This is a genomic window from Methylobacterium oryzisoli (genome assembly GCF_046557895.1).
Taxonomy (GTDB): domain Bacteria; phylum Pseudomonadota; class Alphaproteobacteria; order Rhizobiales; family Beijerinckiaceae; genus Methylobacterium; species Methylobacterium oryzisoli.
In genome coordinates, this window is the sequence record NZ_JBKIBX010000006.1 from 74,792 (window position 1) to 101,222 (window position 26,431).

The 26,431-nt window shown below is 71.0% G+C and carries 24 protein-coding genes; 17 read left to right on the forward strand and 7 right to left on the reverse strand.

Going from position 1 to position 26,431, the window contains the following annotated elements; genetic code table 11:
* Positions 1-73: 73 nt before the first annotated feature.
* Complete coding sequence (locus ACKUB9_RS08220) at positions 74-955, reverse strand: LysR family transcriptional regulator (protein ID WP_407520744.1); 882 nt, start codon at positions 953-955, stop codon at positions 74-76.
* Positions 956-1,103: 148 nt separating this feature from the next.
* Between ACKUB9_RS08220 and ACKUB9_RS08225 the strand changes: the two genes are divergently transcribed.
* On the forward strand, positions 1,104-1,757 hold the full coding sequence (locus ACKUB9_RS08225; protein ID WP_407520883.1) for a hydrolase: 654 nt from the start codon (positions 1,104-1,106) through the stop codon (positions 1,755-1,757).
* A 124-nt stretch (positions 1,758-1,881) separates the two neighbouring features.
* Here ACKUB9_RS08225 and ACKUB9_RS08230 read toward each other — a convergent pair whose 3' ends face one another.
* Positions 1,882-2,973, reverse strand: coding sequence for an alkene reductase (locus ACKUB9_RS08230; RefSeq protein WP_407520742.1), 1,092 nt, complete (start codon positions 2,971-2,973; stop codon positions 1,882-1,884).
* 86 nt (positions 2,974-3,059) lie between these two features.
* Here ACKUB9_RS08230 and ACKUB9_RS08235 point away from each other — a divergent pair, with 86 nt between their 5' ends.
* The 9 genes from ACKUB9_RS08235 (at position 3,060) to ACKUB9_RS08275 (ending at position 12,909) form a co-directional block, all read left to right on the forward strand.
* Entirely contained in the window at positions 3,060-4,007 is a 948-nt protein-coding gene (locus tag ACKUB9_RS08235) for a LysR family transcriptional regulator (RefSeq protein ID WP_407520740.1), read from the forward strand.
* A 150-nt stretch (positions 4,008-4,157) separates the two neighbouring features.
* Positions 4,158-5,600, forward strand: coding sequence for an aldehyde dehydrogenase family protein (locus tag ACKUB9_RS08240; RefSeq protein WP_407520738.1), 1,443 nt, complete (start codon positions 4,158-4,160; stop codon positions 5,598-5,600).
* Between the two features lie 32 nt (positions 5,601-5,632).
* Complete coding sequence (locus ACKUB9_RS08245) at positions 5,633-6,640, forward strand: TRAP transporter substrate-binding protein (protein WP_407520736.1); 1,008 nt, start codon at positions 5,633-5,635, stop codon at positions 6,638-6,640.
* A gap of 34 nt (positions 6,641-6,674) precedes the next feature.
* Positions 6,675-7,259 (forward strand): TRAP transporter small permease, encoded by a 585-nt coding sequence (locus tag ACKUB9_RS08250; RefSeq protein ID WP_407520734.1) that lies wholly within the window; start codon positions 6,675-6,677, stop codon positions 7,257-7,259.
* The gene (locus ACKUB9_RS08255; protein ID WP_407520732.1) at positions 7,250-8,545 is read left to right on the forward strand and encodes a TRAP transporter large permease; all 1,296 of its coding nucleotides are present in this window, start codon (positions 7,250-7,252) and stop codon (positions 8,543-8,545) included. Before ACKUB9_RS08250 ends, ACKUB9_RS08255 begins: the two co-directional genes overlap by 10 nt.
* A gap of 5 nt (positions 8,546-8,550) precedes the next feature.
* Complete coding sequence (locus ACKUB9_RS08260) at positions 8,551-9,714, forward strand: zinc-binding dehydrogenase (RefSeq protein WP_407520730.1); 1,164 nt, start codon at positions 8,551-8,553, stop codon at positions 9,712-9,714.
* Complete coding sequence (locus ACKUB9_RS08265) at positions 9,711-10,898, forward strand: CaiB/BaiF CoA transferase family protein (protein WP_407520728.1); 1,188 nt, start codon at positions 9,711-9,713, stop codon at positions 10,896-10,898. Before ACKUB9_RS08260 ends, ACKUB9_RS08265 begins: the two co-directional genes overlap by 4 nt.
* Positions 10,895-11,800, forward strand: coding sequence for an HpcH/HpaI aldolase/citrate lyase family protein (locus ACKUB9_RS08270; RefSeq protein WP_407520726.1), 906 nt, complete (start codon positions 10,895-10,897; stop codon positions 11,798-11,800). The genes ACKUB9_RS08265 and ACKUB9_RS08270 overlap by 4 nt, the downstream gene beginning before the upstream one ends.
* A gap of 143 nt (positions 11,801-11,943) precedes the next feature.
* The gene (locus ACKUB9_RS08275) at positions 11,944-12,909 is read left to right on the forward strand and encodes a LysR family transcriptional regulator (RefSeq protein ID WP_407520724.1); all 966 of its coding nucleotides are present in this window, start codon (positions 11,944-11,946) and stop codon (positions 12,907-12,909) included.
* Between the two features lie 41 nt (positions 12,910-12,950).
* On the opposite strand, the gene ACKUB9_RS08280 is transcribed toward ACKUB9_RS08275, so the two are convergent.
* The 3 genes from ACKUB9_RS08280 to ACKUB9_RS08290 form a co-directional block, all read right to left on the reverse strand.
* Positions 12,951-14,036, reverse strand: coding sequence for an adenylate/guanylate cyclase domain-containing protein (locus ACKUB9_RS08280; protein WP_407520722.1), 1,086 nt, complete (start codon positions 14,034-14,036; stop codon positions 12,951-12,953).
* Positions 14,037-14,152: 116 nt separating this feature from the next.
* Positions 14,153-14,671, reverse strand: coding sequence for a cytochrome P460 family protein (locus ACKUB9_RS08285; protein WP_407520720.1), 519 nt, complete (start codon positions 14,669-14,671; stop codon positions 14,153-14,155).
* On the reverse strand, positions 14,661-15,713 hold the full coding sequence (locus ACKUB9_RS08290; protein WP_407520718.1) for an alpha/beta fold hydrolase: 1,053 nt from the start codon (positions 15,711-15,713) through the stop codon (positions 14,661-14,663). The genes ACKUB9_RS08285 and ACKUB9_RS08290 overlap by 11 nt, the downstream gene beginning before the upstream one ends.
* A gap of 566 nt (positions 15,714-16,279) precedes the next feature.
* Between ACKUB9_RS08290 and ACKUB9_RS08295 the strand changes: the two genes are divergently transcribed.
* The 5 genes from ACKUB9_RS08295 (at position 16,280) to ACKUB9_RS08315 (ending at position 21,799) form a co-directional block, all read left to right on the forward strand.
* The gene (locus ACKUB9_RS08295) at positions 16,280-16,708 is read left to right on the forward strand and encodes a potassium channel family protein (protein WP_407520716.1); all 429 of its coding nucleotides are present in this window, start codon (positions 16,280-16,282) and stop codon (positions 16,706-16,708) included.
* 160 nt (positions 16,709-16,868) lie between these two features.
* Complete coding sequence (locus ACKUB9_RS08300; RefSeq protein ID WP_407520714.1) at positions 16,869-18,572, forward strand: SulP family inorganic anion transporter; 1,704 nt, start codon at positions 16,869-16,871, stop codon at positions 18,570-18,572.
* A gap of 106 nt (positions 18,573-18,678) precedes the next feature.
* Positions 18,679-19,014 (forward strand): hypothetical protein, encoded by a 336-nt coding sequence (locus tag ACKUB9_RS08305; protein WP_407520712.1) that lies wholly within the window; start codon positions 18,679-18,681, stop codon positions 19,012-19,014.
* A gap of 389 nt (positions 19,015-19,403) precedes the next feature.
* Positions 19,404-19,769 (forward strand): PRC-barrel domain-containing protein, encoded by a 366-nt coding sequence (locus ACKUB9_RS08310; protein WP_407520710.1) that lies wholly within the window; start codon positions 19,404-19,406, stop codon positions 19,767-19,769.
* Between the two features lie 407 nt (positions 19,770-20,176).
* Positions 20,177-21,799, forward strand: a complete 1,623-nt coding sequence (locus ACKUB9_RS08315) for an ATP-binding cassette domain-containing protein (protein ID WP_407520708.1) — start codon at positions 20,177-20,179, stop codon at positions 21,797-21,799.
* On the opposite strand, the gene ACKUB9_RS08320 is transcribed toward ACKUB9_RS08315, so the two are convergent.
* Both ACKUB9_RS08320 and ACKUB9_RS08325 read right to left on the reverse strand, forming a co-directional pair.
* On the reverse strand, positions 21,786-23,087 hold the full coding sequence (locus ACKUB9_RS08320; RefSeq protein WP_407520706.1) for an ATP-binding protein: 1,302 nt from the start codon (positions 23,085-23,087) through the stop codon (positions 21,786-21,788). The two genes, ACKUB9_RS08315 and ACKUB9_RS08320, sit on opposite strands and share 14 nt — an antisense overlap.
* Positions 23,084-23,827, reverse strand: a complete 744-nt coding sequence (locus ACKUB9_RS08325; protein WP_407520704.1) for a response regulator — start codon at positions 23,825-23,827, stop codon at positions 23,084-23,086. The genes ACKUB9_RS08320 and ACKUB9_RS08325 overlap by 4 nt, the downstream gene beginning before the upstream one ends.
* 245 nt (positions 23,828-24,072) lie before the next feature.
* Here ACKUB9_RS08325 and ACKUB9_RS08330 point away from each other — a divergent pair, with 245 nt between their 5' ends.
* Positions 24,073-25,797: a cytochrome c biogenesis protein DipZ gene (locus tag ACKUB9_RS08330; RefSeq protein ID WP_407520702.1), complete on the forward strand. Its 1,725-nt coding sequence runs from the start codon at positions 24,073-24,075 to the stop codon at positions 25,795-25,797.
* A gap of 194 nt (positions 25,798-25,991) precedes the next feature.
* Positions 25,992-26,300, forward strand: a complete 309-nt coding sequence (locus tag ACKUB9_RS08335; protein ID WP_407520700.1) for a putative quinol monooxygenase — start codon at positions 25,992-25,994, stop codon at positions 26,298-26,300.
* The last annotated feature ends 131 nt before the right edge of the window (positions 26,301-26,431 follow it).

The following is a 26,431-nucleotide window of genomic DNA, read 5'->3' on the forward strand; positions in this document are numbered from 1 at the left end:
CTGTTCCACCGCTCAGCAGCGCCCGAAAGCTGTCAGCCAGATTCGTGAGTGGCGGGGAGGACCGGCCCGGGGCTCACCCCACCGGCGAAGTCTTCTCGTAACAGGCGACCAGCAGCTCAGTGAGAATCCTCACCTTCGGTGCGGGGTGCTGGTCCGGCGGGCGGACGACATAGATGCCGGCCGGCGGCGGCGGATAGCGCCTCATCACCGGCACGAGCGCGCCGGAGACCAGGAAGTCATGGGTCAGGCCATCCGGGAGATAGGCGATCCCGAGGCCGGCCGCCGCGGCCGCCACGAGAGCGGTGCCGTTGTCGGCCTTGAACCGGCCTTGCGGGCGAACCGTGATGATCCGGTCGCCGTCCAGGAGCTGCCAGGACTCGGTGCCCTGCAGGAGGGCCTGATGCGTCAGCAATTCGTCCGGCGTTTCGGGCGACCCGTGGGCTTCGACATAGCCTGGGCTCGCGACGAACTTGCCGTAGATCGGCCCGACGCGTCGTGAGAGCAGATTGGAATCGGGAAGATAGCCGATCCGGATCGCGCAATCATAACCCTCCGCGATGAGATCGACGAAGCGGTCGGTGTAGCAGGTGTGGATGTGAAGCTGAGGATGGCGCCGCGCCATGTCGGCGATGACGGACGCGAGGTGAGTCGGACCGAAGGACAGCGGTGCCGCGATGCGCAGGCGGCCACGCAGGTCGCCGGCCGGCAGGATCGTTTCCCGTGCCGAATCGATCTCGGCGCAGGCTCTGGCGGCGTAGTCCCGGAAGGTGGTCCCGGCTTCCGTCAGCGCCGCGCCGCGGGTGGTGCGTGCCAGAAGCTGCACGCCGAGTTCCGCTTCGAGCCGGATGAGCCGCCGGCTGACGACGGATTTCGAGACGCCGAGCCGCCGCGCGGCGCCCGACACACCCCCGGCATCGGCAACCTCCACGAACGTCCGCAGCTCGTCGATATCCACGTCGGCGTTCCCCGTTGCGCGACACAGAGTGGCCCGAACGCGCACTACCGTACCGTGAGTGGGAATGACAGGGATCGCCTGCGCAGCGCACAGCCGGCGCACGCCTTTCGCGCATCAGCCTCGCTCACACCGGCAGCACAGGATGATCATGACCTTTCGCAACGGTCTCAGCTCGCTTCTTCGGCCCGAAGACTCGGTGCTCGTTCTGATCGACCATCAGCCCTACCAGCTCGCGAACGTGAACAGCCACGAACCGCAGATGGTGATCAACAACACGGCGGGTCTGGCGAAAGCCGCCAAGGCCTTCGGCGTGCCGACGATCCTGACGACCGTTCTCGCCGAGCGGGGCGGGCTGCTCTTCCCCCAGATCACCGACGTCTTTCCCGGCCAGGAGGTGATCGATCGGACGTTCATCAACACCTGGGAAGACAGGAAGGTCGTGGATGCGGTCAAGGCCACGGGCCGCACGCAACTGGTCATCGCGGGGCTGTGGACCGAGGTCTGCGTCGCGATGCCGACGATCCAGGCGCTCGGCGAGGGCTGGGACGTGACGGTGATCACGGATGCGTCGGGGGCGGTCTCGGTCGAGGCCCACCAAGTCGCCATCCAGCGCATGATCGCCGCCGGAGCGAACATGATGACGTGGCTGGCCCTGGCGGCGGAATGGCAGCGCGACTGGGCCCGGACCGAGCAAGCCGTCGCGCTGACGGAGGTGATCACGCAGCATGCGGGCGGGAGCGGCATCGCGTTCCTATGGGAGCAGCAGCTACTCAACACGCCCGTCCCCGCCAGGGCGGGATGATCGCGGCGGGGATGGCGAGCCCTCGACCGAGGCACCGCGGCATGCGGTCGGCTGAGCGGACCTCGTCATTCCCTCGTCGAAGGGCTACCCGGACCGGCGCGGCGGCCGAGCCCGATCCGCCGCGTCACGCCGCCTCCCCGGAGAGGATCGGGTAGTCGGTGTAGCCCTTCGCGCCGCCGCCGTAGAAGGTGGCCTTGTCGGCCGGGTTCATCGCCGCGCCGGACTTCAACCGGGCGACGAAGTCGGGCGTGGACAGGACGAGCTGACCGTAGGATTCGAGGTCGGCGCGGCCCGCGGTGATGTCCGAACCGACATCCTGCAGCGCGCGGCCCGGCCGGTTGACGATCAGGGCACGGCTCCAGAGGCGGCGGATGTCCGCCAGGAGCGCCTCGTTCCCCAGATGCATGACGTGGATGTAGGCCAGGCCCGCCCGGTCCAGTTCCCCGACGAGGTGGCGGTAGAGGTCCGGCGCCTCGGGACCCTCGTCCAGGCTGCCGAGCGTGGCGCCGGGCGACAGGCGGATGCCGGTGCGCTCGCCGCCGATCTCCGCCGCGACCGCGCGCGCCACCTCGATGGCGAAGCGCGCCCGGTTCACGATGCCGCCGCCGTAGCGGTCCGTCCGCAGGTTGGCGTTCGGGGCGAAGAACTGCTGGACGAGGTAGCCGTTGGCCCCGTGGATCTCGACGCCGTCGGCGCCGGCCTCGACCGCGCGGCGGGCCGCGTGCCGGAAGTCGTCGACCGTGCGGGCGATCCCGTCGAGGCTCAGCGCTCGCGGCGCGGGGATGGGCTGCAGGCCCGCCAGGGTGAACATCTGATCCGCCGGCGCGACCGCGGAGGGCGCCACGCCGGGGGCGTGGCCGGGCGTGTTGTCCGGGTGCGCCATGCGGCCGACATGCATGAGCTGGATGAAGAGGCGCGACCCGGCCTCGTGCACGGCCGAGGTCACCTGCCGCCAGCCGTCGACGTGCCGGTCGGTGTAGAGGCCGGGGGTGAAGATGTAGCCCTGCCCCTCCGCGGAGGGTTGGGTGCCCTCGCTGACGAGGAGGCCGAGGCCGGCGCGCTGCGCGTAGTACGCGGCGGCCAGCGGGCCCGGCGTGCCGTCGGGCTCGGCGCGGCTGCGGGTCATGGGCGCCATGACGAGCCGGTTCCTGAGGGCCGCACGGCCCAGCGTGATCGGAGTCCAGATGTCGGTCACGGTGCTCTCCTGAGGATCCATGCGGGCGCTGGCCCGGTTCGGAGCCTTGACGTACTGTTCCGTACCGACGACCGAAAGGCCGTCATCCGGAACGGAGTGGTCCATCGATGGAACGGCCGGACATGGTTGCCCTGGCGGGCTTCGTCGCGGTCGCGCGGGAGGGCGGCCTGAACGCCGCGTCGCGCCGGACGGGCATCCCGAAGGCGACGCTGTCGCGGCGGGTCCGCGACCTGGAGGCGGGGATCGGGCTGCCCCTGGTCTCCCGCGGCGGCACCCGCCTCGACCTGACCGAGGACGGGCGCGCCCTTCTCGCCCGCGCCGCCCCGCTCCTGGCCGATCTGGATGCGCTCTGGACCGAGACGCGGGACTGGAGCGGGCAGGTGCGCGGCAGGCTGCGCGTCAGCATGCCGGTGCTGCTGGCGCGGTTCGGCATGGGCGAACTCGTCGCCCGCTTCGTGCGGACCTATCCGGCCGTCGAACTGGAGATCGACGTCAACGATCGCTTCGTCGACCCGGTGAGCGAGGGCTACGACGTCGTGGTCCGGGCCAATCCCTCGCCCGATACCGGCCTCGTCGGGCGCCTGTGCCTGCGCACCCGCAGCGTACTGGCCGCCGCGCCGGGCGTGGCCCGGCCCGCGGGGCCCGACGAGCCCGTCGACGCGGTGGTCCTGTCGGCCGGGCGCGGCCCGTCGACCTGGACCGTCCTCGGTCCGGCGGGCGAGCTCACGGTGACGCCCCGAGAGGTTCTGCGGTGCTCGTCGATGATGCTGGTCCACGAGGCGGTCCTGGCCGGCGCCGGGGCGGCGCTCCTGCCCGCATGGCTGATCGAGGGCGACGTGGCGGCCGGTCGCCTCACGGCCTGGGGCAGCGTCCCCAACCGGGACATCGAGGTCTGGGTCCTGCACCCGCCGGGCGGTGTGACCAGCCCGAAGGTGAGGGCCTTCGCCGACTTCCTGGTCGAGCGCTTCGCGCGATCGCGAGCGATGTCCGATCGCGCCCACGACGCATCCGGCGAGGACCGGCGCGGCCCGCGGCGGGAGGACGGCAGGGCGTGAGACCGGCACGGGAGCGGCGCCGGATCCGCCGCCCGTGCCTCAGCCATGCATTCGTTTTTCGCGAAGGGTCCTTCAGTCTTTTCGGCGTTGCCGAATTGTCGGATCCGAAAAATCCTGCGGCCGAACGAATGGTACCAGGGGTGGAAGCGCGTGATCCGGCACAAGGTGTTCATCGACGGACGTTGGATCGCTCCGGCCAGCGGCGATTACCTGCCCACGCACGATCCGAGCACCAACGCGGTGATCGCCGCGATCCCGCGCGGCGGACAGGCCGATATCGACGCGGCGGTGGCGGCCGCGCGTGCGGCGCTCGCCGGCGAATGGGGGGCGCTGGATGCCGTGTCGCGCGGGCGTCTGCTCACCCGTCTGGGTCAGCTGATCCTCGACAGGCTGGACGAACTCGCGGAGATCGAGGCGGCCGATACCGGCAAGCCGATGAAGCTGGCGCGCAACGACATCCGCGTCACCGCCCGCTACTTCGAGTACTACGGCGGGGCCGCCGACAAGGTCCACGGCGACACCATCCCGTTCCTGACCGGCTATCAGGTCATCGTCTTGCGCGAGCCGCGCGGCGTGACCGGCCACATCATCCCCTGGAACTACCCCGCCTCGATGTTCGGCCGCACGCTGGGGCCGGCGCTCGCGACGGGCAACGCCTGCGTGCTCAAGCCCGCGGAGGAGGCCTCGCTCTCCTGCTTGCGCTTCACCGAACTGGCCGAGGAGGCCGGCTTCCCGCGGGGAGCGATCAACCTCGTGACGGGGCTGGGCGAGGAGGCGGGGGCCACCCTGTCGAGCCATCCCGGCATCGACCTCCTGTCCTTCACGGGCTCACCCGAGGTCGGCGTGCTGGTGCAGCAGGCGGCGGCGCGCAACCACGTCCCCTGCGTGCTCGAACTCGGCGGGAAATCGCCGCAGATCGTGTTCGCGGATGCCGACCAAGAGAAGGCCTGCGAGATCATCGTCGGCGCGATCGTCCAGAACGCCGGGCAGACCTGCTCGGCCGGCTCCCGCGTCCTCATCGAGCGCGCGATCTACGAGCCGTTCATGGCCAAGCTCGCCGCGCGGATGTCCGCGACGCGGGTCGGCTACCCGGCTCAGGATCTCGATTGCGGTCCGGTGATCAGCCAGGTCCAGCGCGAGCGCATCCGGGGCTTCCTCGAACGGGCCGAGGCCGACAGGGTCGAGGTCGTCGCCCAGGGCGCGATCGATCCGGGCGTGGACGAGCAGGGCTACTTCGTGCGCCCGACGCTGTACGGCGCGGTGCCGCGCGACCACGAACTGGCGCGCGAGGAGGTCTTCGGACCGGTCCTCGCCGCGCTCCCCTTCGAGGATGAGGCGGATGCCGTCCGCCTCGCCAACGGGACGGAATACGGCCTCATCGCCGGCGTGTGGACCCGCGACGGCGGTCGCCAGCTGCGCCTCGCCAAGGCCCTGCGGGTCGGGCAGGTCTACGTCAACGGGTACGGCGCCGGCGGCGGCGTCGAGCTGCCCTTCGGCGGGTTCGGCAAGAGCGGCCACGGGCGTGAGAAGGGCTTCGAGGCCCTGCGCGAGTACACGGTCGCCAAGACCGTGGTGATCGACCACCGCACGTAACGACAGAACGACAAGAGATCTAGGGACGGACCATGAAGAAGCTACTCGCCGCCGTCGCGGCGGCCGCACTGCTGGTGGTCGCGGCGAATCCGGGCCTGGCCCAGACGAAGGCGCGGCTCGGCCACGTCTTCGCACCCGGCAACGCCGCCGACGAGGCCAGCAAGGCGTTCGCCCGGCTGGTGAAGGAGCGAACGAAGGGCGAGATCGACATCGCGGTCTTCCCCAACAGCCAGCTCGGCAGCGACGAGGCGCTGGGCCGGGACGTCGGCCGGGGGGCGGTGGAGTTCGCCTTCCTCAACCCCGGCTCGCTGACCGGCCTCGATCCGCTGCTGGACATCCACTACCTGCCCTACATCGTCACCACCGACGCCGAGGCGGACAGGATCTTCTACAATCCCGACGGGATCCTGCAGCGCACCCTGACCGAGACGCTGGCCAAGCACCGCATGGTGGCGCTCGGCTTCTTCGAACTCGAATTCCGCGCCGTCACCAACTCGAAGCGGCCGGTGCGCACCGTCGAGGATCTCAAGGGCCTGAAGATCCGCGTTCCCGGCTCGGCCGCGATCCGGAGCTTCTTCGAGATCGCCGGCACCCAGGCCGTGACGATGCCCTTCAACAACCTCTTCGTGGCCCTTCAGCAGGGCACGGTGGACGGCCAGGACAACGGCGCGAGCATCACCTTCAACTCGCGCCTGTTCGAGGCCCAGCGCCACATGACGCTGACGAACCACGTCTACGCCATGGGCACGATCACGGTCAGCCAGCGCTTCTGGAGCGGTCTCAGCGAGGCCAACAAGGCCATCGTCAAGGCGGCGGCCGAGGAGGTGGCGCGCGACGAGATCAAGGCCAACCGCGCCGCCATCGCGGGCTTCATCGACAAGATGAAGGCGGCGGGCCTGGAGATCGTCACGCCGACGCCCGAGGCGATGGAGGGCTTCGTCAAGGCCGGCCAGGTGGGCTGGGAGCGGCTGACGCCCGTCTACGGCGAGGCGCGCATCTCGGCGCTCAGGAAGGAAGTCGACGCGGCCAGGGGCAAATGAGCCCGTGACCACTGAGCCCACGACCACCGAACCCATGACCACCGAACCCATGACGACGGAGACGCTCCTCGAGCCGGACGGCGCGCGGGCAACCCTGCCCACGCCCGGGAGCCTGCTCGGCCGTGCCATGCGGGTCGAACTCGTCCTGGCGCGGATCGAGACCGCCGTGGCGATCACCGCCCTGGCGGTGGCCATGCTGGCGGTCGCCGGCTCCATCGCCATCCGCGCCTTCGCCCTGCCCATCCCCGACACCGGCGAGTGGGCGCTCGTCGCCATGTCGCCGCTCACCTTCGTGGGCGCCGCCCTGTGCAGCCACCTGCACAAGCATCTCACCGCCGACATCGTCGAGACGCTGCCCGACGGCTGGCTGCGCCGCGGTCTCGATGCGCTGAGTTCGGGGCTCTGCTTCGTGTTCGGCGCCGTCTTCGTCGTGATCGCCTGGGACCTGTTCGACTACGCCTGGTCGTCCGGCGAGAAGCTGACCGATCTCGGGACGCCGGTGGCGGTGCCGGCCGGCTTCATGGTGGCGGGAGCCGGGCTGATCGCGCTCCACGGCGCGATGGATGTCTGGCGCGCCCTGGCCGGCCGGCCGCCGGGAGGAGCTGACCCGTGGCATTGACCACCTTCGTCCTGATGGGCGCCCTCCTGCTGGTCGGGGCGCCGCTCGCGGTCGCCTTCGGCCTGTCCATCTTCACGCTGATGGCGGGCTACGGCCTGACCACGACGGGCCTCAGCGGCATTCCCTACGAGGAGGTGTCGAACCACGCGCTGGTGGCGATCCCGCTCTTCATGCTGACCGGCGACCTGATGAACCGCTCCGGCATGGCGGGGGAGCTGATCGCGCTGTCCGACCTCGTGCTGCACCGGGTGCGCGCGGCCTTCGGCTACATCACGGTCGCGGCCTCGGCGATGATGGGGGCCATCACCGGCTCCTCCGTCGCCACCGTGGCCGCGGTCGGCGGCGTCGTCAGCCCCGAGATGCTCCGCCGAGGCTACCCGAACGGCTACACCGCCGCGCTCACCGCCTCGGCGGGCCTGCTCGGCGTGCTGGTCCCGCCGTCCATTCCCCTGATCCTCTACGGCGCGACGGTCGGCGTCTCGGTCTCCGACCTGTTTCTGGCCACGCTCCCGGCGGCCCTGCTCTTCAGCGCGCTCTTTCTCGTCGTCCACCGGCAGCTGTCCCGGCGGCTGCTGCGGAACGGCGTGGAGCTGCGGGCGGGCGAAGCGTCCAAGCTCACGGCGGGTCCGCCGCTGCCGCGCCGCGTCGTCGTCGCCCGCGCCACCTCGGCGCTGATGCTGCCGGTGCTGATCCTGGGCGGCATCTACGGCGGGGTCTTCACGCCCTCCGAGGCCGCCGCGGTCGGCTGCCTCTACGCGATCGGCGCTGCGCTGACGCGCCGCCTGCTCAAGCTCGACATGCTGGCCCAGTCCTTCCGCAGCGCCGTGGTCACGGGGGCCGGCATCCTCATCATCATCGCGATGACCGGGGTGTTCAACCGGGCGATGGTGCTCAACCAAGTGCCGCAGGACATCGCCGCCTGGGTGGCGACCTTCATCGACAGCCCGATCATCTTCCTGCTGATGGTGAACCTCGTCCTGCTGCTCGTCGGGACGTTCATGGAGACGAACGCCTCGATCCTGCTGATGGGGCCGCTGCTGGCGCCGGCCGCCCAGCGGTTCGGCATCGATCCGGTCCATTTCGGCATCGTGCTGGCGACCAACCTCGAGATCGGCCTGCTGACGCCCCCGATGGCCGCCAACCTCTACGTCGCGGCGCGCGCGGCCCGCTGCCGGATGGGCGACATGCTTCCCTATCTCGGGTGGTTCTTCCTCGTCGCCATCGTCGGCCAGCTCGTCCTGACCTTCGTCCCAGCCGTGACCCTGTGGTTCCGCTTCTTTAGGTGATCGAGATGTCTGACACGCCCCCGGCCGCGCCGCGCCCGCCCGCGCCCTCGCTGCCGCCCACCTCGCGCGCGGCGGTGCTGCGCCGGTTCGGCGAACCCGTAAAGATCGAGTGCGTGCCGGTGCCCTCCGGCCCCGAGCCGGGCGCGCTCATCGTCAAGACGACGGCCTGTTCGATCTGCGGCACGGACGTCCACCTGTCGCGCGGCAACCTCTCGCTGCAGGTCAACCTGCCGGTGATCCTGGGCCACGAGATGGTCGGTCGGGTGGTGGCGATCGGCGAGGGCGCGGACCGCGACAACGTCGGGCAACAACTCGCGATCGGCGACCGCATCCTGTGGACGCACACGGCCTGCGGCCATTGCTTCTACTGCACGGTCGCCCGCCAGCCCACGCTGTGCGAGAACCGGCGCGCCTACATGTACGAGAACATCGAGACGCCGCCCTACCTGCTCGGCGGATTCTCGGAGTACGGCTACGTCCTGCCGGAATCGGGCCGCGTGCGGGTGCCCGACAACCTCGACGATGCGGTGGCGAGCCTGTGCTCCTGCGCCTTCCGCTCGGTGATGAACGCCTTCGACAATCTCGGCCCGATCGACCCGTCCGAGCACGTCGCGATCCAGGGAGCGGGCCCGCTCGGCGTGCTCGCCGCGGCGGTGGCCCGGGTGGCGGGCGCCCGCACCGTCAGCGTGATCGGCGCCCCCGCCGCGCGGCTCGAACTGGCGCGGGAGTTCGGCGCGACGCACGTCTTCTCGATCGAGGGCACGACCCACGAGGAGCGGGCGACCGCGTTGCGCGCGCTCACGGACGGGCGCGGGCCCGACATGGTGCTGGAATTCACCGGGTTTCCGGACGCCTTCGGCCAGGGGCTCGACCTCGTGCGCAAGGGCGGGCGCTATCTCACGGTCGGCCAGCTCGGCGCGGGCGAGACGACCTTCAGCCCCTCCCTGATCGTGAAGAAGAACATCCGCGTCATCGGGTCCTTCTCGGGCGACGTGAAGTCCTACTGGAAGGCGCTGCAATTCGCCTCGGCCCATATCGACCGGATCCCCTTCGGCAGGATGATCACCGGCCGGTACGCGCTCGACGAGGTCAATCTCGCCCTGGAGCGGATGCACGCCCTGCAGGAGATCAAGCCCCTGATCGTGGTCGAGGAGCGCGCGCAGGCATGATGAAGACGATCAGCTACGCGCCGGACGCGAAGGGCCTGCTGGACGGCGTCCGCGTGGTGGACATGTCGCGGCTGGTGGCCGGCAACATGACGACGCACGTGCTGGCCGATTACGGCGCCGACGTCATCAAGGTGGAGCGCCCCGGCAAGGGCGACGACCTGCGCAACTGGCGCGTGGAGGGCATCGAGACCTTCTGGAAGGTCTACGCCCGGAACAAGCGCAGCATCGTGCTCGACATCCACCAGCCGGACGACCGCGAGACGCTGCTGCGCCTCATCGACAGCGCGCAGGTCCTGGTCGAGAACTTCGTGCCCGGCACGATGGAGCGCTGGGGCCTGGGCCCGCAGGATCTGCACCGGCGCAATCCCGGCCTCGTGATGCTGCGCGTCTCGGGCTGGGGCCAGACCGGCCCCTGGCGGCTCAAGCCCGGCTTCGGGACCCTCGTGGAGGCGATGTCGGGCTGGGCCTTCATGAACGGCCATGCCGACAAGCCGCCGACCCTGCCGCCGCTCGCCCTGGCGGACATGATCGCCGGCCTCTACGGCGCCGCCGCGACGCTCGCCGCCCTGCGGGCGGTCGAGCGGGGCGGCGCCGGGCAGGTGCTCGACCTGTCGCTGTTCGAGCCGATCCACGCGATGATCGGTGCGGAGGCCGCCCACCTCGCGCTCACCGGCGAGCCCACGATGCGGGCCGGCAACCAGTCGTCGCACACGGCCCCGCGCAACGTCTATGCCTGCGCGGACGGAGCCTACGTCGCCATGTCGGGCTCCATGCAGTCGATGGCCGAGCGCATCCTGGAGACGATCGGGCGGTCCGACCTCAAGAGCGATCCGCGCTTCGTCGACAACGCCGCGCGGGTGCGCAACCGGGACGCCCTCGACACCATCATCGCCGCCTTCGTCGCCGAGCGCAGCCAGGCGGAGAACCTCGCCCTGTTCGAGGCCGCGGGCGTCACGGTCGGCCCGGTCTGCTCGGTCGCCGACCTGATCGACCATCCCTTCGTCCACGGCCGCGAGGCGCTGGTCGCGGCGCCCGACGCGGAGATGACGCGCGTGCCGATGCCGAACGTCATCCCACGCTTCTCCGGCATGCCCCAGCCCTTCCGCCGGCCCGCCCCCCGGCTCGGCGAGCACACGGACGAGATCCGGCGCGAACTCGGCCTCACGGAAGGAGACCCGCGATGACCGCGAGGACCGGCACACGGACGGGCGCATGGCGCTCAATGCTGTTCATCCCCGCCCTCAACGAGCGCTTCCTCGCCAAGGCGGCGGAGCGGGGCGCGGACGCGATCCAGATCGACCTCGAGGATGCGATCCCCGAGGAGCTGAAGGAGCCGGCCCGGCAGAGCGTCGCCGCTGCGGCGCAGCGCCTCGCCGCGCAGAACCTCGACGTGGTGGTGCGGATCAACCGGCCCTGGCGCCAGGCCATCGCCGACATCGAGGCCGCGGTGGGGCCGCACGTGTGCTGCCTGACCCTGCCCAAGGTTCCGGATCCGGGACACGTGCGGGCCATCGCCGAGATCCTCGACGAGGTCGAGGCCGAGCGCGGCCTGCCGCGCGGGCATACCCGCCTCGTCGCGATGATCGAGACCTGCGACGGCCTGCTCGCCATGCCGGCCATCGCCGCCGCCCATCCGCGCCTGTGCGGGATGACGGTGGGCGCCGAGGATCTGGCGGTGGCGCTCGGCGCGCGTCCCACCTTCGACACGCTCTTCGTCCCCAACGCGCAGGCCGTCGTGGCGGCGCGCAATGCCGGCATCCAGCCCATCGGCTACGTCGGCACCGTGGCGGATTTCGCCGACGAGGCGGCCTTCGCGGCCAAGATCGCGCAGGCGCGCGACATGGGCTTCACCGGCGGCTTCTGCATCCACCCGAAGCAGGTGCCGATCCTCAACGCGGGCTTCGCGCCGTCCCCGGCGGAGATCGCGTGGGCGCGCGGCGTGCTCGCGGCCTTGGATGCCGCCCACCGCGAGGGCCGCGGCGCGGCGACCTACGACGGCGCGATGATCGACCGGCCCGTGGCCGAGCGCGCCCGCAACGTCCTGGCGCAGGCCGACGCGCTCGACAGCAACGCCGGCCCCGGCTGACCTCCGGGCCGACCGGCGCCGGCCCCCACCGCGCCGTCCGCCTGGACGGGTGGAACGGCGCCGATCGCCGTCGCCGAACCGCGAAACCCGTCGGGAGGCCGGCCGGGCATGGACAGCGCCGGCCGATCCGGTGAAATGGTGCGATGGACCTGCGCGATCTCCGGGTATTCGTCGCCATCGCCGAGACGGGCTCGCTGGTGGGGGCGGCCGAGGTCCTGCACGTCGGCCCGCCCTCGCTCAGCGCGAGGCTGAAGGGCCTGGAGGAGGAGCTTCGCACCCAGCTCTTCCACCGCCGCGCGCGCGGGCTCGTGCTGACGGAGGACGGCCGCACCTTCCTGGCCCACGCCTACGCCATCCTCAAGCAGGCCGAGGAGGCGAAGGCGAGCCTGAGTGGCCGTGACAGCCCGGTGGTCGGCGCGGTGCGGTTCGGCATCCCGGGATCGCTCATCGGGCTGCTGACCGGGCCCTTGATCGAGCGCTGCGTGCGCGAACTGCCCCAGGTCCGGCTCAAGGTCGTGGAGAGCATGTCGGGCTACATCGCCGACTGGCTCCGGGAGGGCACCCTGGACGCGGCCGTCGTGTTCGGCGGCGGCGCGGCCGACCACCGCTCCGCCTCGCTGCGCGCCGTGGCCGAGGAGGAGCTCTACGTCGCCACCTACAGGCCGGACTTGGTGCAGCCCTTCCTGGACGAGAGCGGCTGCATCCCGATGGCGAACGTGGCGCGGCTCGATCTCGTCATGCCGGGGCTCCAGCACGGGTTGCGCATCCTGGCCGAGGCGACCGCCAAAAGCTTCGGTCACGTGCTGCGGGTGACGATCGAGATCGACGCGACGACGCAGATCTTCGAGGTCATCCACCGCCTCTCCGCCGCGACCATCTGTTCGCTCGCCGCCCTTCATCAGAGCACGCTGCCGGCCTCGCTGGCGGCCGAGCGCATCCACACCTTCCGCGTCGTGTCGCCGGGCTTCACTCGGAAGATCTACCTCGCCATGCCGCTGAACCGGCCCTCGTCGCGCGCGACCCTGGCGGTGACCAACCTGTCCGAGCGCATGATGCTCGACTTCGCGCAATCCGACCTGTGGCAGGCCAAGCCGCTGGCCCGCCGCTAGCGCCCGCGACGCGAGGCCCGCCGTGGCGACCGGCGTGCCGGTCAGGCGCCGTGCTGCCGGGCGCGCGGCGCCGGGCGGTCCGGTGCGGAGCGAGGCGCCGGCGAGGCCCCCGGGATCGAGTCGTGGCGGATCGCCGCGATCCGGAGCGGCTCGTTGCGACCGCGCACGCGGCGCAGCCCGAGATCCTCGGCGACGATGTCGTCGGGCAGCGGGCCGAGCCGGTCGAGGAGATCGCCCGACACGAGGATCGGGACGTCGAGCTCCTTGGCGACCGCTTCGAGCCGGCTCGTCGTGTTCAGCGTGTCGCCGAAATACGCGATCTTGTGGCGTTCGAGCCCGATCTCGGCCGTGACGACCGAGCCGCAATGCAGCGCGGCGCGAAAGCCCGGCACCTGGCCGAACTGCGCCACCCAGCGGTCGGACTCCGCGGCGATCGTCCGGGCGATATCGAACACGCAGCGCAGGCAGGCCGCGTCCCGCGTGCCCCGCTCCATCGTCCAGCTCACGAGCGCCATGTCGCCCACGTAGTCGTCGATCGAGCCGCGCGAGCGGTGGACCGGCCGGGCCAGCGCGCCGAAGATCGCCCCCAGGTAGCGCTGGGCCATCAGGTCGCCGTGCTCTTCGGCGAACCGCGTCGAGCCGGTGACGTCCAGGAAGAGGAAGATGCGCTCCTCGCTGATCGGTCGGTGGTAGCGGCCGATCAGCAGGTTCGCGAACACGCGCGGGCCGATCAGGTCTCGGACGCGGAAGACGAAGGCGGCGACGGCGGAAAAGCCGAGCGCGTAGACGAAGCCGGTCTCCGAGATCATCATCGCGGCGCGCGCATTCGGCATGTAGCCGAAGCCGTGGTGCAGCACCGTCCCGGCGCCCGCATTGCCCACGACGATCATCGCCACGTAGGTGGCGAACGTCGCCACGGCGAAGAGCGGGGTCGCGGCCCGGCGGATCAGGTCGCGCCAGCCGCGCAGCAGCAGGCTGCGCTCGTAGAGCAGGATGGGCGCGCCGATGAACGCACCGCGGGTGGCCGAGACCAGCAACTCGACGTTGAACAGAAGACCGTAGACCAGGCCCGCCAGCACCCCCACGGCAGGCGCCACGATCCAGAAACCGGCTTGGAACGGAGGCATGGCGCCATGGTATCCCAGGCCGCCCGGCATTGCATGCCTAGAGCATTTTCCGACGAAGTGGATTCCGGTTCGTCGCAGAAAATGCGGCAAATCAAAGACTTGGAGCGGCCGGGACGTCAGCGGGCGTAGCGCGTGAAGACGAAATCACGGTCCTTCACGCGGGCTTCGTGGCAGGCGAAGCAGGTCTCGTGCTGCGCCTCGTCCACCGGTTGGCCGTCGATGAAGCGCCCGAAACCCCACCCGCCCGTCGCCGGGTAGCGCTGGGCGTCCTTCACCATCACCTGCACGGTGGTCGCCCGGCCCGGCACGGTGGCCGGCTCGAAGTCGGGCGAGGGCACGTGCTGCCAGGCGAGCTTCACCAAGATCGTTCCGTCCGGGAACGGCAGGGTGCCGCGCGCGTAGGCCTTCACCGCGACGTCGTTGCCCAGCACGGCGCGCAGCTCGTTGAGCGGCGCCCCTTCGAGGGCCGGCGCGATCAGCGGCCACGCCCGGTAGCCGTCCGGCACCGTGACGCCGTAGATCGGCGAGGCCGGCTTGCCCGCTTCCGGCTGCGCGAGAGCAGCCGCCGCGAAGGCCAGGATCGGGACGAGGGCGGCGGCCGGGAGCAGCCAGGAGCGGCGGGGTTCAGGCGCCATCGACGTCGACCACCGCCTGCGCGAACGCCTGCGGTGCCTCTTGCGGCAGGTTGTGGCCGATGCCGCCGGTGATCAGGCGGTGCGCGTAGCGGCCGGTGAATTTTTTGGCGTAGGCGGCGGGATCCGGATGGGGCGCCCCGTTCGCGTCGCCCTCCAGCGTGATCGTCGGCACCGCGATGGTGGGAAAACCCGCGAGCTTGCGCTCGATCGCGTCGAACCGCGGCTCGCCCTCCGCAAGGTTGAGCCGCCAGCGATAGTTGTGGATCGAGATGGCGACGTGGTCGGGGTTCTCGAAGGACGCGGCCGAGCGGGCGAAGGTGGCCTCGTCGAACCGCCACTGCGGCGAGGCGAGTTGCCAGATCAGCCGGGTGAAGTCGCGCGTGTAGCGCGCGTATCCCTCGCGCCCCCGCTCCGTGGCGAAGTAGAACTGGTACCACCATTGCAGCTCGGCCTTCGGCGGCAGCGGCATCGCGTTGGCCTGCTGGCTGCCGATCAGGTAGCCGCTGACCGAGACGAGGCCGGTGCAGCGCTCGGGCCAGAGCGCGGCGAGGATGCAGGCGGTGCGCGCGCCCCAATCGTACCCTGCGACGAGCGCGGTCTCGATCGTCAGCGCATCCAGGAAGGCCAGGGCATCGGCCGCCAGCGCCGCCTGCTGGCCGTTGCGCGGCGTCGTCTCCGACAGGAAGCGCGTCTCGCCGTAGCCGCGCAGGGACGGGATCAGCACGCGGTAGCCCGCGGCGGCCAGCGCCGGGGCGACGTCGAGGTAGCTGTGGATGTCGTAGGGCCAGCCGTGCAGGAGCAGGACGGGCTTGCCCGTGGCGGGACCGATCTCCGCGTAGGAGACGTCGAGGTCGCCCGCGCGGACCCGCCGCAGGGGGCCGAACGACGTGTGGGCGCCCGCCGCCACGGCCGGCAGCTTGCCGGAGGCGGCGCCGATCGGCTGCGCCCAGGCCGCCCCGGCGGGTCCGATGGTTCCGGCGGCCAGGAGCGCGCCGGCGGCCTTGAGCCAGTCCCTGCGCGATGCCTCGTTCGTCTCACTCATGGTTCGGTTCTCCGCGATGCCGATGGCGCGACGGATGCCGGCTGCGCTTGTCCCGCGTGTGTGGTCCCGCCGCCTGGGTGTGATCGCCTGTACGCCCGAGCCCGCCAAGCTACAGACGCTTACAAAGTCGGGGGCCGGCCGGTTGGGGGCAGGCGGCGCTCGCGCACCATGATGCGCCCATCGGCTGCGGGGCTCCAGGCCGGGCCGTGCCGACGCGGCCTTGCAGCGTGTGGCAGCCATCCCGTCGAGCACGCCGCCTCGGTCATGAATCCGCAAACAGGACGGAGCTTGAATCAGCCATAGCAAGACAGGCTGCCCTCAGCGGCACAAGAGCGGCGGAGGCGGCGGCTGCAATATCTGCTCCCTCTGGCCGTCATGCTCCGCAGCCGAGGTGGTCAAATCATTCAACCGTTCAGCTGCCGAGCCCTTCAAGGCCGTGAACACCCATCACGGACGTGCGGCCACGTTCCTGCCGGTTTCGGAAAGACGAGGATCGTGCATCGGACCCAGATCATCTGCTGCATGCTGCGACGGTGCTCATGTGCGAATGCCGGTGGAGATCGGAGATGCTGGCTCAGTTGATGGTTGGTGCCGTTGCAAGCGTCTGCAGCATCACAATCCACTCGTTCATGATGGCCCTCGTTCTGAAGGTGGCCCGCGCTCATCGCATCCTCCGCGGGTACAGCAGTGTTGCGCTGGCCGGGATCATGACATCTGCGGTCTGCGTCCTCATGATGGCGCACACCCTGGAGATCATGATCTGGGCGATCATATACAGAGCTGTCGACATCGCCCCGGCCGGGTCTGATTTTCTGTACTTTGCCTTCGTGAACTACACGACGCTGGGATATGGCGATATCCTTCCGTCTGAGCGCTGGCGTCTCCTCGGTCCTGCCGCCGCCATGAACGGGATCCTGCTGTTCGGCTGGTCGACGGCCGTCATCTTCGAGATCCTCCGGCGCACCCTGATCCTCATGGAGGAAGGCGCGCACTGAGTTCATCGGCAGCGAGGCCGCTGGCCCGGCCCTCCGTTCTCCGAGAGGCCCGCTCGGCATGCAACCGGGCCAGAGCCAAGCCGCTCGTCGCCCTCTGCGGTCCTCATCGAAGCGATGGTAGGATCGGCGCAGGGCCCACGCTGAGCGCGGAGGAGCGCGGATGAGAGGTCTCGGATCGGAGACGTGGGCCTCTTGGAAAGGCGAGCCGACAGCGTTTCGTTTCGACGTCGTTGCGGGCCTGACCGCCGCTTCCGTCGTCCTGCCCAAGGCGATGGCCTATGCCACGGTGGCCGGCCTGCCGGTGGCGGTGGGCCTCTACACCGCCTTCGTCCCCTTGATCATCTACGGCCTGCTGGGCTCGTCGCGCGTCCTCAGCGTGACCTCGACGACGACGCTGGCCATCCTGACGGGCGCCGAACTCGGCCACGTGGTGCCCGACGGCGATCCGGCCAGGCTTCTCGCCGCCACGGCAACGCTGACGGCGCTTGTCGGCGCCTTGCTTCTGGCGGCGCGCCTGGTGAAGCTCGGCTTCGTTGCCAGCTTCATCTCCGTGCCGGTCCTGACGGGGTTCAAAGCCGGCATCGGTCTCGTGATCCTGTTGGATCAAGCGCCGAAGCTCCTCGGGCTCCACATCCCGAAGCAATCGTTCTTTCCGGATCTGGTCAATCTCGTCCGTCATCTCCCCGAGACATCGCTCCCGACCCTGGCCGTTGCGGGAATCACGCTGGCCGCACTGGTGGGCATGGAACGGTTGAAGCCGCACTCGCCCGCCCCGCTGGTCACGGTCGCCGGTGCGATCGCGATGTCCTGGCTGCTCGGCTTGAGCGCGATGGGCGTCTCGACCGTCGGGACGATCCCGCAGGGTCTCCCCTCCCTGACGCTGCCGGATCCGACCCTGATCCAGGCGCTTCTTCCGGGGGCCATGGGCATCGCCCTGATGAGCTTCACGGAGAGCATTGCCGCGGGGCGGGCTTTCGTGGGCCCGGGCGACCCGGCCATCAACGCCAACCGCGAACTGGTCGCCACGGGCTGCGCGAACCTCGGGGGAGCCCTGCTCGGGGCCATGCCGGCCGGCGGCGGGACCTCGCAGACCGGGGTCGTGCGGGCGGCCGGCGGCCGGACGCAGGTGGCCTCGCTCGTGACAGCCGCGACCGCCCTCGCCACGATGCTGCTCCTGGCTCCGATCCTCGGCGTCCTGCCGCAGGCGACCCTGGCCGCGGTCGTCATCGTCTACTCGGCCAGCCTCATCCAGCCGGCGGAGTTCCGGGCCATCTACAAGGTTCGGCGGATGGAGTTCCGCTGGGCGGTCGTTGCGACCCTGGGCGTGCTGATGTTCGGCACGCTCCAGGGCATCGTCGTGGCCATCGTCCTCTCCCTCATCGGCCTCGCCCTGCAGACCGCTCATCCGCGTGTCTCGGTCATCGCCCGCAAGCCCGGGGCCGACGTTCTGCGTCCGCTGTCGCCGGACCATCCCGAGGACGAAACCCTCGAGGGGCTCCTCATCCTCCGCCCCGAAGGGCGCTTGTACTTCGCCAATGCTCAGAACGTGGGTGATCGGATCCGGGCGCTCATCGCCGAGCACAACCCGCGCGTCGTCGTCCTTGACTTCAGCCGCGTGCCCGACATCGAGTATTCGGCACTGCAAATGCTTCAAGAGGGTGCACGGCGGAGCAGCGTGACCTTTTGGCTCGTGGACTGCAACCCGGATGTGCTCGACATGGTGCGGCGCGCAGGCTTCGATCGGGAGCTCGGTCCGGACCGCCTGTTGTTCAACGCTCGAATGGCCATCGAGCGCTACAGGCACCTTCCGACGCCCTCAACGCCTGCGGCCCGCAAGGGGTCCTCCGAAGACACACCTCCTTGACGGGCCCCCGCGGCCCTCGCCGGCGCACCCGTGGGCCATGATGACAAGTACTGCGGGCGCTTGCGGCGCAACGGCTGGCGTTTCCAGCACGGATCGATGTCGTGGAATGCGCACGGCTCTGCAACTCCGAAGCATCGGGCGGGAGAAGTCAGTCCTTCGTCATACGGACACGCTTTCGCCGCAAAGGGATTGCCGCATCCTCGTCATGGAGCCTGAGTCGCCCATTTTCGAAATCAGGGTCACGACGACCGAGACGGGCAGCATTCTGCGCGCGCCGACGGAGCGCGAGATGGCCACGAAGGCAGAGACTCTGATCCGGAAGGTACACGCACGCGGCGAATTGATCGCCTTCAGCATCGTGGGACCGGGTACAGCCGCCGTCGGTCGCATCAAAGCCTACCTCGAGGACGTTCTGGTCGAGGTCACGCGCCTGACCATGTAATCGGAGCCGCATGGCCCCTCCGAGACCCGGGATCCGCCATCACGGTGCAGGCCGTCACCATTCCGGATTCTCGCTGCCGGAGGATGCGCAGCGGGCGTCGACTGTCGGCACGTCCCCCGTCGTCGTTGATATCGCTTCGGCGCGGTCCCGCTCCGATTCGTGATCCAAGGCCTGTGCACGGTCTCAGGCTGTCCAGTCCATTAGGGTGGACCATGGACCTCAGATCCAGGACAGCGCGCAATGTATTCACCAAGCTCAGCGGCTGTCGGCATGAACGAATGAGCAGCTGCTAGTCTGCCATTAACCCCGCGATTACGCCTCCGGGCGGCACGCGGAGGTAGGATGCGCGTTGACCGTCTGAATTGATCCGAGCCCAAAGGAGATGAGCGATGACGGAGACGCATTCGGCATCAGCTCCAACCCACCCGCTCATCGAGAGTGATCGTGTCGAAGGCACTGTTGTGTACGACGTCAACGGGAAGCAGATCGGAACCATCAAGCGGCTTGTGATCGAGAAGGTCAGTGGCAACATCGCTTATGCCGTCACCTCGTTCCGCGCATTCCTTGGCGCAGGTTCGGAGACGCACGCCATTCCATGGGACTATCTGCATTACGATCTGAAACTGCAAGGCTATCGCACGACTATCACGGAAGATCAACTACGTAATGCGCCTGAATTCTCCCGGCGTGATGACTACTTGCTGTCCGGGAGAGATTGGGAATTGCTTGCTGAATATTATGCGGGTCCCTTGTAGCGGTCGTTTCGGCCGCCTCCGCTTGCGCCGTTCCTCGGCAGGAAAGCGCGCGGCTGGAGGGCAAGGCGGCTGAGTCGACCTGTTCTCGAGGCGACCGACGCATCCCTGGCCGAGGCTGAGCCGCCCCGGCCCCGCCCCGCGACGCGGATACCGAGGCGGCGAACAGGACATCCGCCATCCCGTGTCGGCGTCAAACCCCGAACGGCGGCGTCGCGCGCGACCTCCGGGCCGATGCCCGCGGGCCTCGCCACGCCGACGACCGGCCGGATTCCGAAATGCTCGCCCCCAACACCTTGCGCTCGCCCCCGCCCGGGAGTACGAGCGCCGGCCCAGCGGAGCCGTGACGCCGATGAGACTGACCCTGACCGCAATGCCGAACCGCCTTGCCGCCAGGGATGTCTCACTGCATGTCAGCTCACCTCGCCGTTCTGAACCTCGCGTGGTCCGCGTCTGACGGACGCGCCGTCCTCTCCGATCTCAGCGTCGGTTTCGCCCGGGAGCGGACCGGTCTCGTCGGCCGCAACGGCGTCGGCAAGAGCACGCTCCTGAACCTCCTGGCGGGCCGGCTGCGGCCGGCGGGCGGCAGCGTCACCGCGTGCGGCACCGTCGCGCTGCTGCGGCAGGTCGGACGGGTTTCGCCCGACGAGACGGTGGCCGACCTCTTCGGCGCGACGGCCGGCCTCGCCCGGCTGCGGCGGGCCGAGACCGGGGACGCGACGGCCGACGACCTCGCTGAGGCCGACTGGACCCTGGCCGAACGCCTGACCGGGGCGCTCGCCCGGATGGGGCTGGAGGCCGGCCCCGAGACGCCCCTGCATCGCCTGTCGGGCGGGCAGCGTGCCCGCGCGGCCCTCGCGGCGGCGCTGTTCGCGGCGCCGGATTTCCTGCTGTTCGACGAGCCGACCAACGACCTCGACCGCGACGGCCGGCGCGCGGTCCGCGCCGTCCTGCGGGACTGGCGCGCGGGCGCGGTCGTGGTCAGCCACGACCGCGCGGTGCTGGACGAGATGGACGCCATCGTGGAGCTGACGCCCCGGGGGGCGAGCCGCTACCCGGGCGACTTCGCGGCCTACCGGCAGGCCAAGGCCGCCGAGATCGCCGCGGCCGAGCACGACCTCGCGGTGGCCGAGCGCAGGACGGCCGACCTCGCCCGCCGGACGCAGGCCGCCGCGGAGCGCCAGCAGCGCCGCGACGCGGCCGGGCGTCGCCGGGGCCAACGCGGCGACCTGCCCCGGATCCTGATCGGCGCCCGCCAGGACGATGCGGAGCGGAATGCCGGCGGCAACGCCCAGGCGGCGGAGCGGCAGCGCGCCGAGGCCCAACAGGATCTCGCGGCGGCGCGGAGCCGGATCGAGGTGGTCCGGACGGCGGCGCTCGCTGTCTCGCCGACCGGGCTGCCGCGCACGACGCGCGTGCTCGCGGTCGAGGGCGTGACGGTCGGCTACCGCCCGGGCGCGCCGGTGCTGCGCGACGTCTCGCTCACGCTCACCGGTCCGGAGCGCGTGGCGCTCGCGGGGCGCAACGGATCGGGCAAGTCCACGCTGCTGAACCTCGTCGCGGGCCGGCTCCGGCCCTGGGCGGGGCAGGTCTCGGTCGCCGTGCGCTCGGCGCTCCTCGACCAGCGCCTCGACCTCCTCGACCACGACCGGCCGGTGGTGGAGAACTTTTCCCGGCTCAACCCGGGGGAGGACGCCAACGGCTGCCGGGCGGCCCTCGCACGGTTCCAGTTCCGGGCCGCCGCCGCGGACCAGCCGGTGGCGGCGCTGAGCGGCGGCCAGCAGGTGCGGGCCGCGCTGGCCTGCATCCTCGGCAACGCGGCGCCGCCGCAGCTCCTGATCCTCGACGAGCCGACCAACCACCTCGATCTGGAGGCCGTCGCCGCCCTCGAAGAGGGACTCGCGGCCTATGACGGCGCGCTCCTGGTGGTCAGCCACGACGAGGATTTCCTGCGCGCGCTGCGGATCACGCGGTGGCTCTCCCTCGACGATCGGGCGGATGCGGCCGGGCGGCGCGGCCTCACCTCAGGGTGATCGTGGCGTCGAGACCGCCACCCGCGCGGTTGCTCAGGGTGAGCCGCCCGCCGATCGCGGAGGCGAGCTGATCGGCGATGGCGAGGCCCAGACCCGTGCCGCCGGTGTCGCGGCTGCGCGATTCCTCCAGCCGGACGAAGGGAAGCCGCACGGCATCGAGCTTGTCCGCCGGGATGCCGGGGCCGCGATCCAGCACCGAGACGGCGATCCGGCCCTCACCGGCCTCGACGCGAAGCTCCGCCCGGCCGGCATACCGCAGCGCGTTGTCGATCAGGTTGGTCAGGATCCGCCGCAGGGCCTGCGGGCGCGTCGCCGTCGTGACGTCCGGCAGTGCCGAGACCGCCACGTCGCGTCCGGTATCCTGGTAGTCGAAGGCGAGGCTCTCGATGAAGGCCCGCAGGTCGAGGCGGGTCGGCGGCTCCACGTCGCCGTGCACGCTGCGGGCATAGGCGATCCCCTCGCGGACGAGGGCCTCGATCCCGTCGAGGTCGCCGAGGAGCCGCTCCTGCTCGGGCCCCTCGACGCCCGTCTCCACCCGCAGCCGCATGCGGGTGATTGGGGTCTGGAGATCGTGAGAAATCGCCGCGAGGATGCGGACGCGCTCGTCGAGGTGGCGGGCGATGCGCTCCTGCATCGCGTTGAAGGCCCGGGCGGCCCGCGCGACCTCGTCCGGCCCGGCCTCCGCGAAGCGGCGCGCCGGCCGGCCGGGCTCCAGCCCGTCGGCCGCGTCGGCGAACCGCGTCAGCGGTCGCACCGCCAGCCGCACCGCCAGCCAGACGCAGCCGAGCAGCACGAGCAGCTGCACCGCCAGCGCGACGGGGAGCCACGACGCCACGGGGCGCGCCGCCGGCCGCACCACGATGGTCAGGGCCGCGCCGTCCGACAGGACGACGTGGCCCTGCAGCCGCTCGGGCCCGCCGGGCACGGCATCGAACCGGACCGCGAAGTGCGGGGCGAGCGCCGTGCGGATCTCATCCGCGATCACCTGCTGGCGGGCGGTGAGCGCCGCCTCTCCGGACGCGCCGGCATCCAGTGCGAAGCGGTAGGTCGGCCGATCGAGGAGCGGGAGCCAGGCGGGCCGCTCGGCGGGCGGCAGGCGGTCGAGCAGCGCGACCGCCACGGCGACGTCGCGCTGCAGCGTCGTCAGCATCATGGCCCGCGCCGACTGGTCCCGTTCGAGCAGCATGACCGCGAAGGACAGCACCTGCGCGCAGACGAGCCCCGCGAACAGGATCAGAAACAGCCGGTTGCCGAGGCTGCGCGGCAGGCCCGGGCGGCCGGCCCTCATCCCTCGCGCGCCTGCGCGATGGTGATCGGCATGGCGAAGACGTAGCCTTCGCTGCGCACCGTCTTGATGTAGGCCGGCTCGCGGGCGTCGTCCTTGAGCCGCTGCCGCAGGCGGCTGACGAGCAGGTCGATCGAGCGGTCGAACAGGTCGGCCTCGCGCCCCTGCGTCAGGTTCAGCAACTGGTCGCGCGACAGGACCCGCTGGGGATGATCGAGCAGGACGCGCAGCAGCCGGTACTCCGCGCCGCTCAGCGGGACGACGGTGCCGGCCTCGTCGATCAGCTGGCGGGTCGTGGTGTCGAGCTGCCACGCGCCGAAGGCGAGGAGGCGGCTCACTTCCGTCACCTGGAGGTTGGGCGGCAGCATCCGGGTGCGGCGCAAAACAGCCTTGATCCGGGCCAGCAGTTCGCGGGCCGCGAACGGCTTCACCACGTAGTCGTCCGCGCCCATCTCCAGGCCGACGATGCGGTCCGTCTCGTCGCTGCGCGCGGTCAGCATCAGCACCGGAACCGCCTTGTGCCTGCCGGCGCGCAGCTCCCGGCACAGGACGAGGCCGTCATCCCCCGGCATCATGATGTCGAGCACGACGAGATCGACCCGGTCGGCGTCGAGGAAGGCCCGCATCTGCCGCCCGTCCGCCGCCACCGTGACCCGCAGCCCGTTCTTCTTGAGGTAGCTCGACAGCAATTCGCGGATCTCGCGGTCGTCGTCGACGATCAGCACGTGATCGATGTGATCCACAGACGGTCCCTCGCGTGTCTCGTCGGATAGCGCCCTGCCGGCCGCGCGGCGAGCCGATCTTCGTACCGTACTGTAGCGACGGCGAGCCTTGGGTGGGGGGTCGTCCACCCGATTCTCCGGGGCGGAGGCGCCGGCCCACCGGCGCGGGGCCCTACACGCCGATACGGAATCGGCAAATCCGCACACAGGCGGGAGGCATTCGGCTGGTGAAGCAGGGCGGGCCACCAGGGCACCGGGGAGCCGCCATGATTCTCTACCTCGCCGCCTACCTCGCCGGCGTGCTGACCATCGCCTCGCCGTGCATCCTGCCGGTTCTGCCCTTCGTGTTCGCGCGGGCCAACCGGCCCTTCGCGGCGGGCACGCTGCCCGTCCTGGCCGGGCTGGTCGCGGCTTTCGCGGCCGCCGCGACGCTCGCCGCGATCGGCGGCGGGTGGGTCGTGCGGGCGAGCGAGACCGGGCGTCTCGCGGCCCTCGGCCTGCTCGGCCTCTTCGCCGTCACGCTGCTGTCGCGCCGCGCCGCGACGTGGCTCTCGGCGCCGCTGGTGCGGCTCGGCGAGGCCGTCGCGCGGTTCGCCGGGGGCGGAGCCTCCGCCGGCATCGCCGGCGGGCTGGCGCTCGGGGCCGCGACCGGGCTGCTGTGGACGCCCTGCGCCGGACCGATCCTCGGCCTCGTCCTGACGGGGGCGGCCCTGAACGGCCCCGGCGCGGAGACGACGGCCCTGCTCGCGGCCTACGCGGCCGGCGCCGCCACCGCCCTGGCGCTGGCCGTCCGGGTGGGCGGAGCGCTCACCGCGGCCCTGCGCCGCCGCCTCGGCCTGGGCGAGGAGCTGCGCCGGATCGCCGGGGCGGTGATGCTCGCGGCGGTAGCCGCCATCGCCCTCGGGCTCGACGCGCAGGTCCTGGCGCCGCTCGCCACGGCCCCCGTCACGGCGGCCGAGGAAAAACTCGCCGCGGCGCTGCGCCTCTCGCCCGCCCGCGCCGAGACCGCGCCCGGCCCGTACCGCAGCCGCCTTCCGGTGGAGGGACGCCTGCCGAGCCTCGAGGGCGCGTCGCACTGGCTCAACGGGGGGCCGGAGGCCGCCGCGCCGCGCCGCGGCACGGTGCGGCTCATCCACGTCTGGACCTATTCCTGCATCAACTGCATCCGCACGCTGCCGTACATCCGGGCCTGGGAGGCGCGCTACCGGGACCAGGGCCTGCGCGTGATCGGCGTCCACGCGCCCGAATTCGCCTTCGAGCGCGACATCGACAACGTGGCCCGCGCCGTCCGCCGGTTCGCGCTCCCGTACCCGATCGCGATCGACAACGACTTCCGGATCTGGCGCGCGCTCCGCAACTCCTACTGGCCCGCCCTCTACATCATCGACGCGGAGGGGCGCATCCGGCACCACCAGTTCGGCGAGGGCGGCTATGCCCAATCCGAGTCCGTCATCCAGGATCTCCTCGCCGAGGCCGCGGGCCGGCGTACCGCGGACCGAGAGGTCACCACCCCGCGGGCCGACGGTGCCGAGACGGCGCCCGACCTCCCGCAGCTGCGCTCCGCGGAGGCCTATCTGGGGTCGGACAAGGCGGAGAACTTCGTCTCGCCGGAGGGCCTTTCGCCTGGGACGCAGACCTATTCGCCCGCCGCGCCGCGGCTCAACCAATGGTCCCTGTCCGGCACCTGGGAGATCGGACCGGAGCACGTCCGGCTCGACCGCGCGGACGGCGCCATCACCTACCGCTTCCGGGCGCGCGACCTGCATCTCGTTCTCGGCCCCGGCACCAAGCCGGTTCGCTTCCGGGTGACGCTCGACGGGGCGCCGCCCGGCGCCGACCACGGCGCCGACAGCGCACCGGACGGCCACGGCATCGTGGCGGAGACGCGCCTCTACCAGCTGGTCCGCCAGTCCGAAAAGGCCGCCGAGCGCACGTTCGAGATCCGCTTCGAGGATCCGGGCGTCCGCGCCTATGCGTTCACCTTCGGGTGACGGTGATCGGTGGACCGTCGCCACGGAGCGGCGAGGAGCGCCGAACGATCCTCACGCCGGATCGGCCTCCTGCGCCGCCGTCACCCCGGTGGGGGCGTCTCCGGTCGATCCTGGACGCCTTCGCGGCGAGGCTGCGTCCGGACGCCGGGCTGGACTATCTTGGTCCGGTCGGCCTCGGACCGAAGGAGTTCACCGTGATCCACGTCCTCGCCATCATCACGACCAAGCCCGGCCAGCGGGAGGCGGTTCTGGACGCCTACCGGGCGAACCTGCCGGCCGTTCTCGCCGAGGAGGGCTGCATCGAGTACGGCGCGGCGGTCGATGCAGAGGGCGCCGGCCCCTTGCAGGCTCCGCTGGGGCCGGACAGCTTCGTCGTGGTCGAGAAATGGGCCAGCCTCGACGCCCTGCGGGCGCATGCGGCCGCCCCCCACATGGCGGCCTACGCAGCGAAGACGAAGGATCTCATCGCCGGGCGGGTGATCCACGTGCTCTTGCCGGCCTGACCATCGGGCGGCCGTCCGGCGGGGTCGGGAGGCCCTTCGGCGCGCATCCCCCATGCGCCCGCGGTAACCCGCGCGGCGGCGAGGATGCTATGACGACGACCCGACGCACCCTCCCGCCGCCGCCACGACCA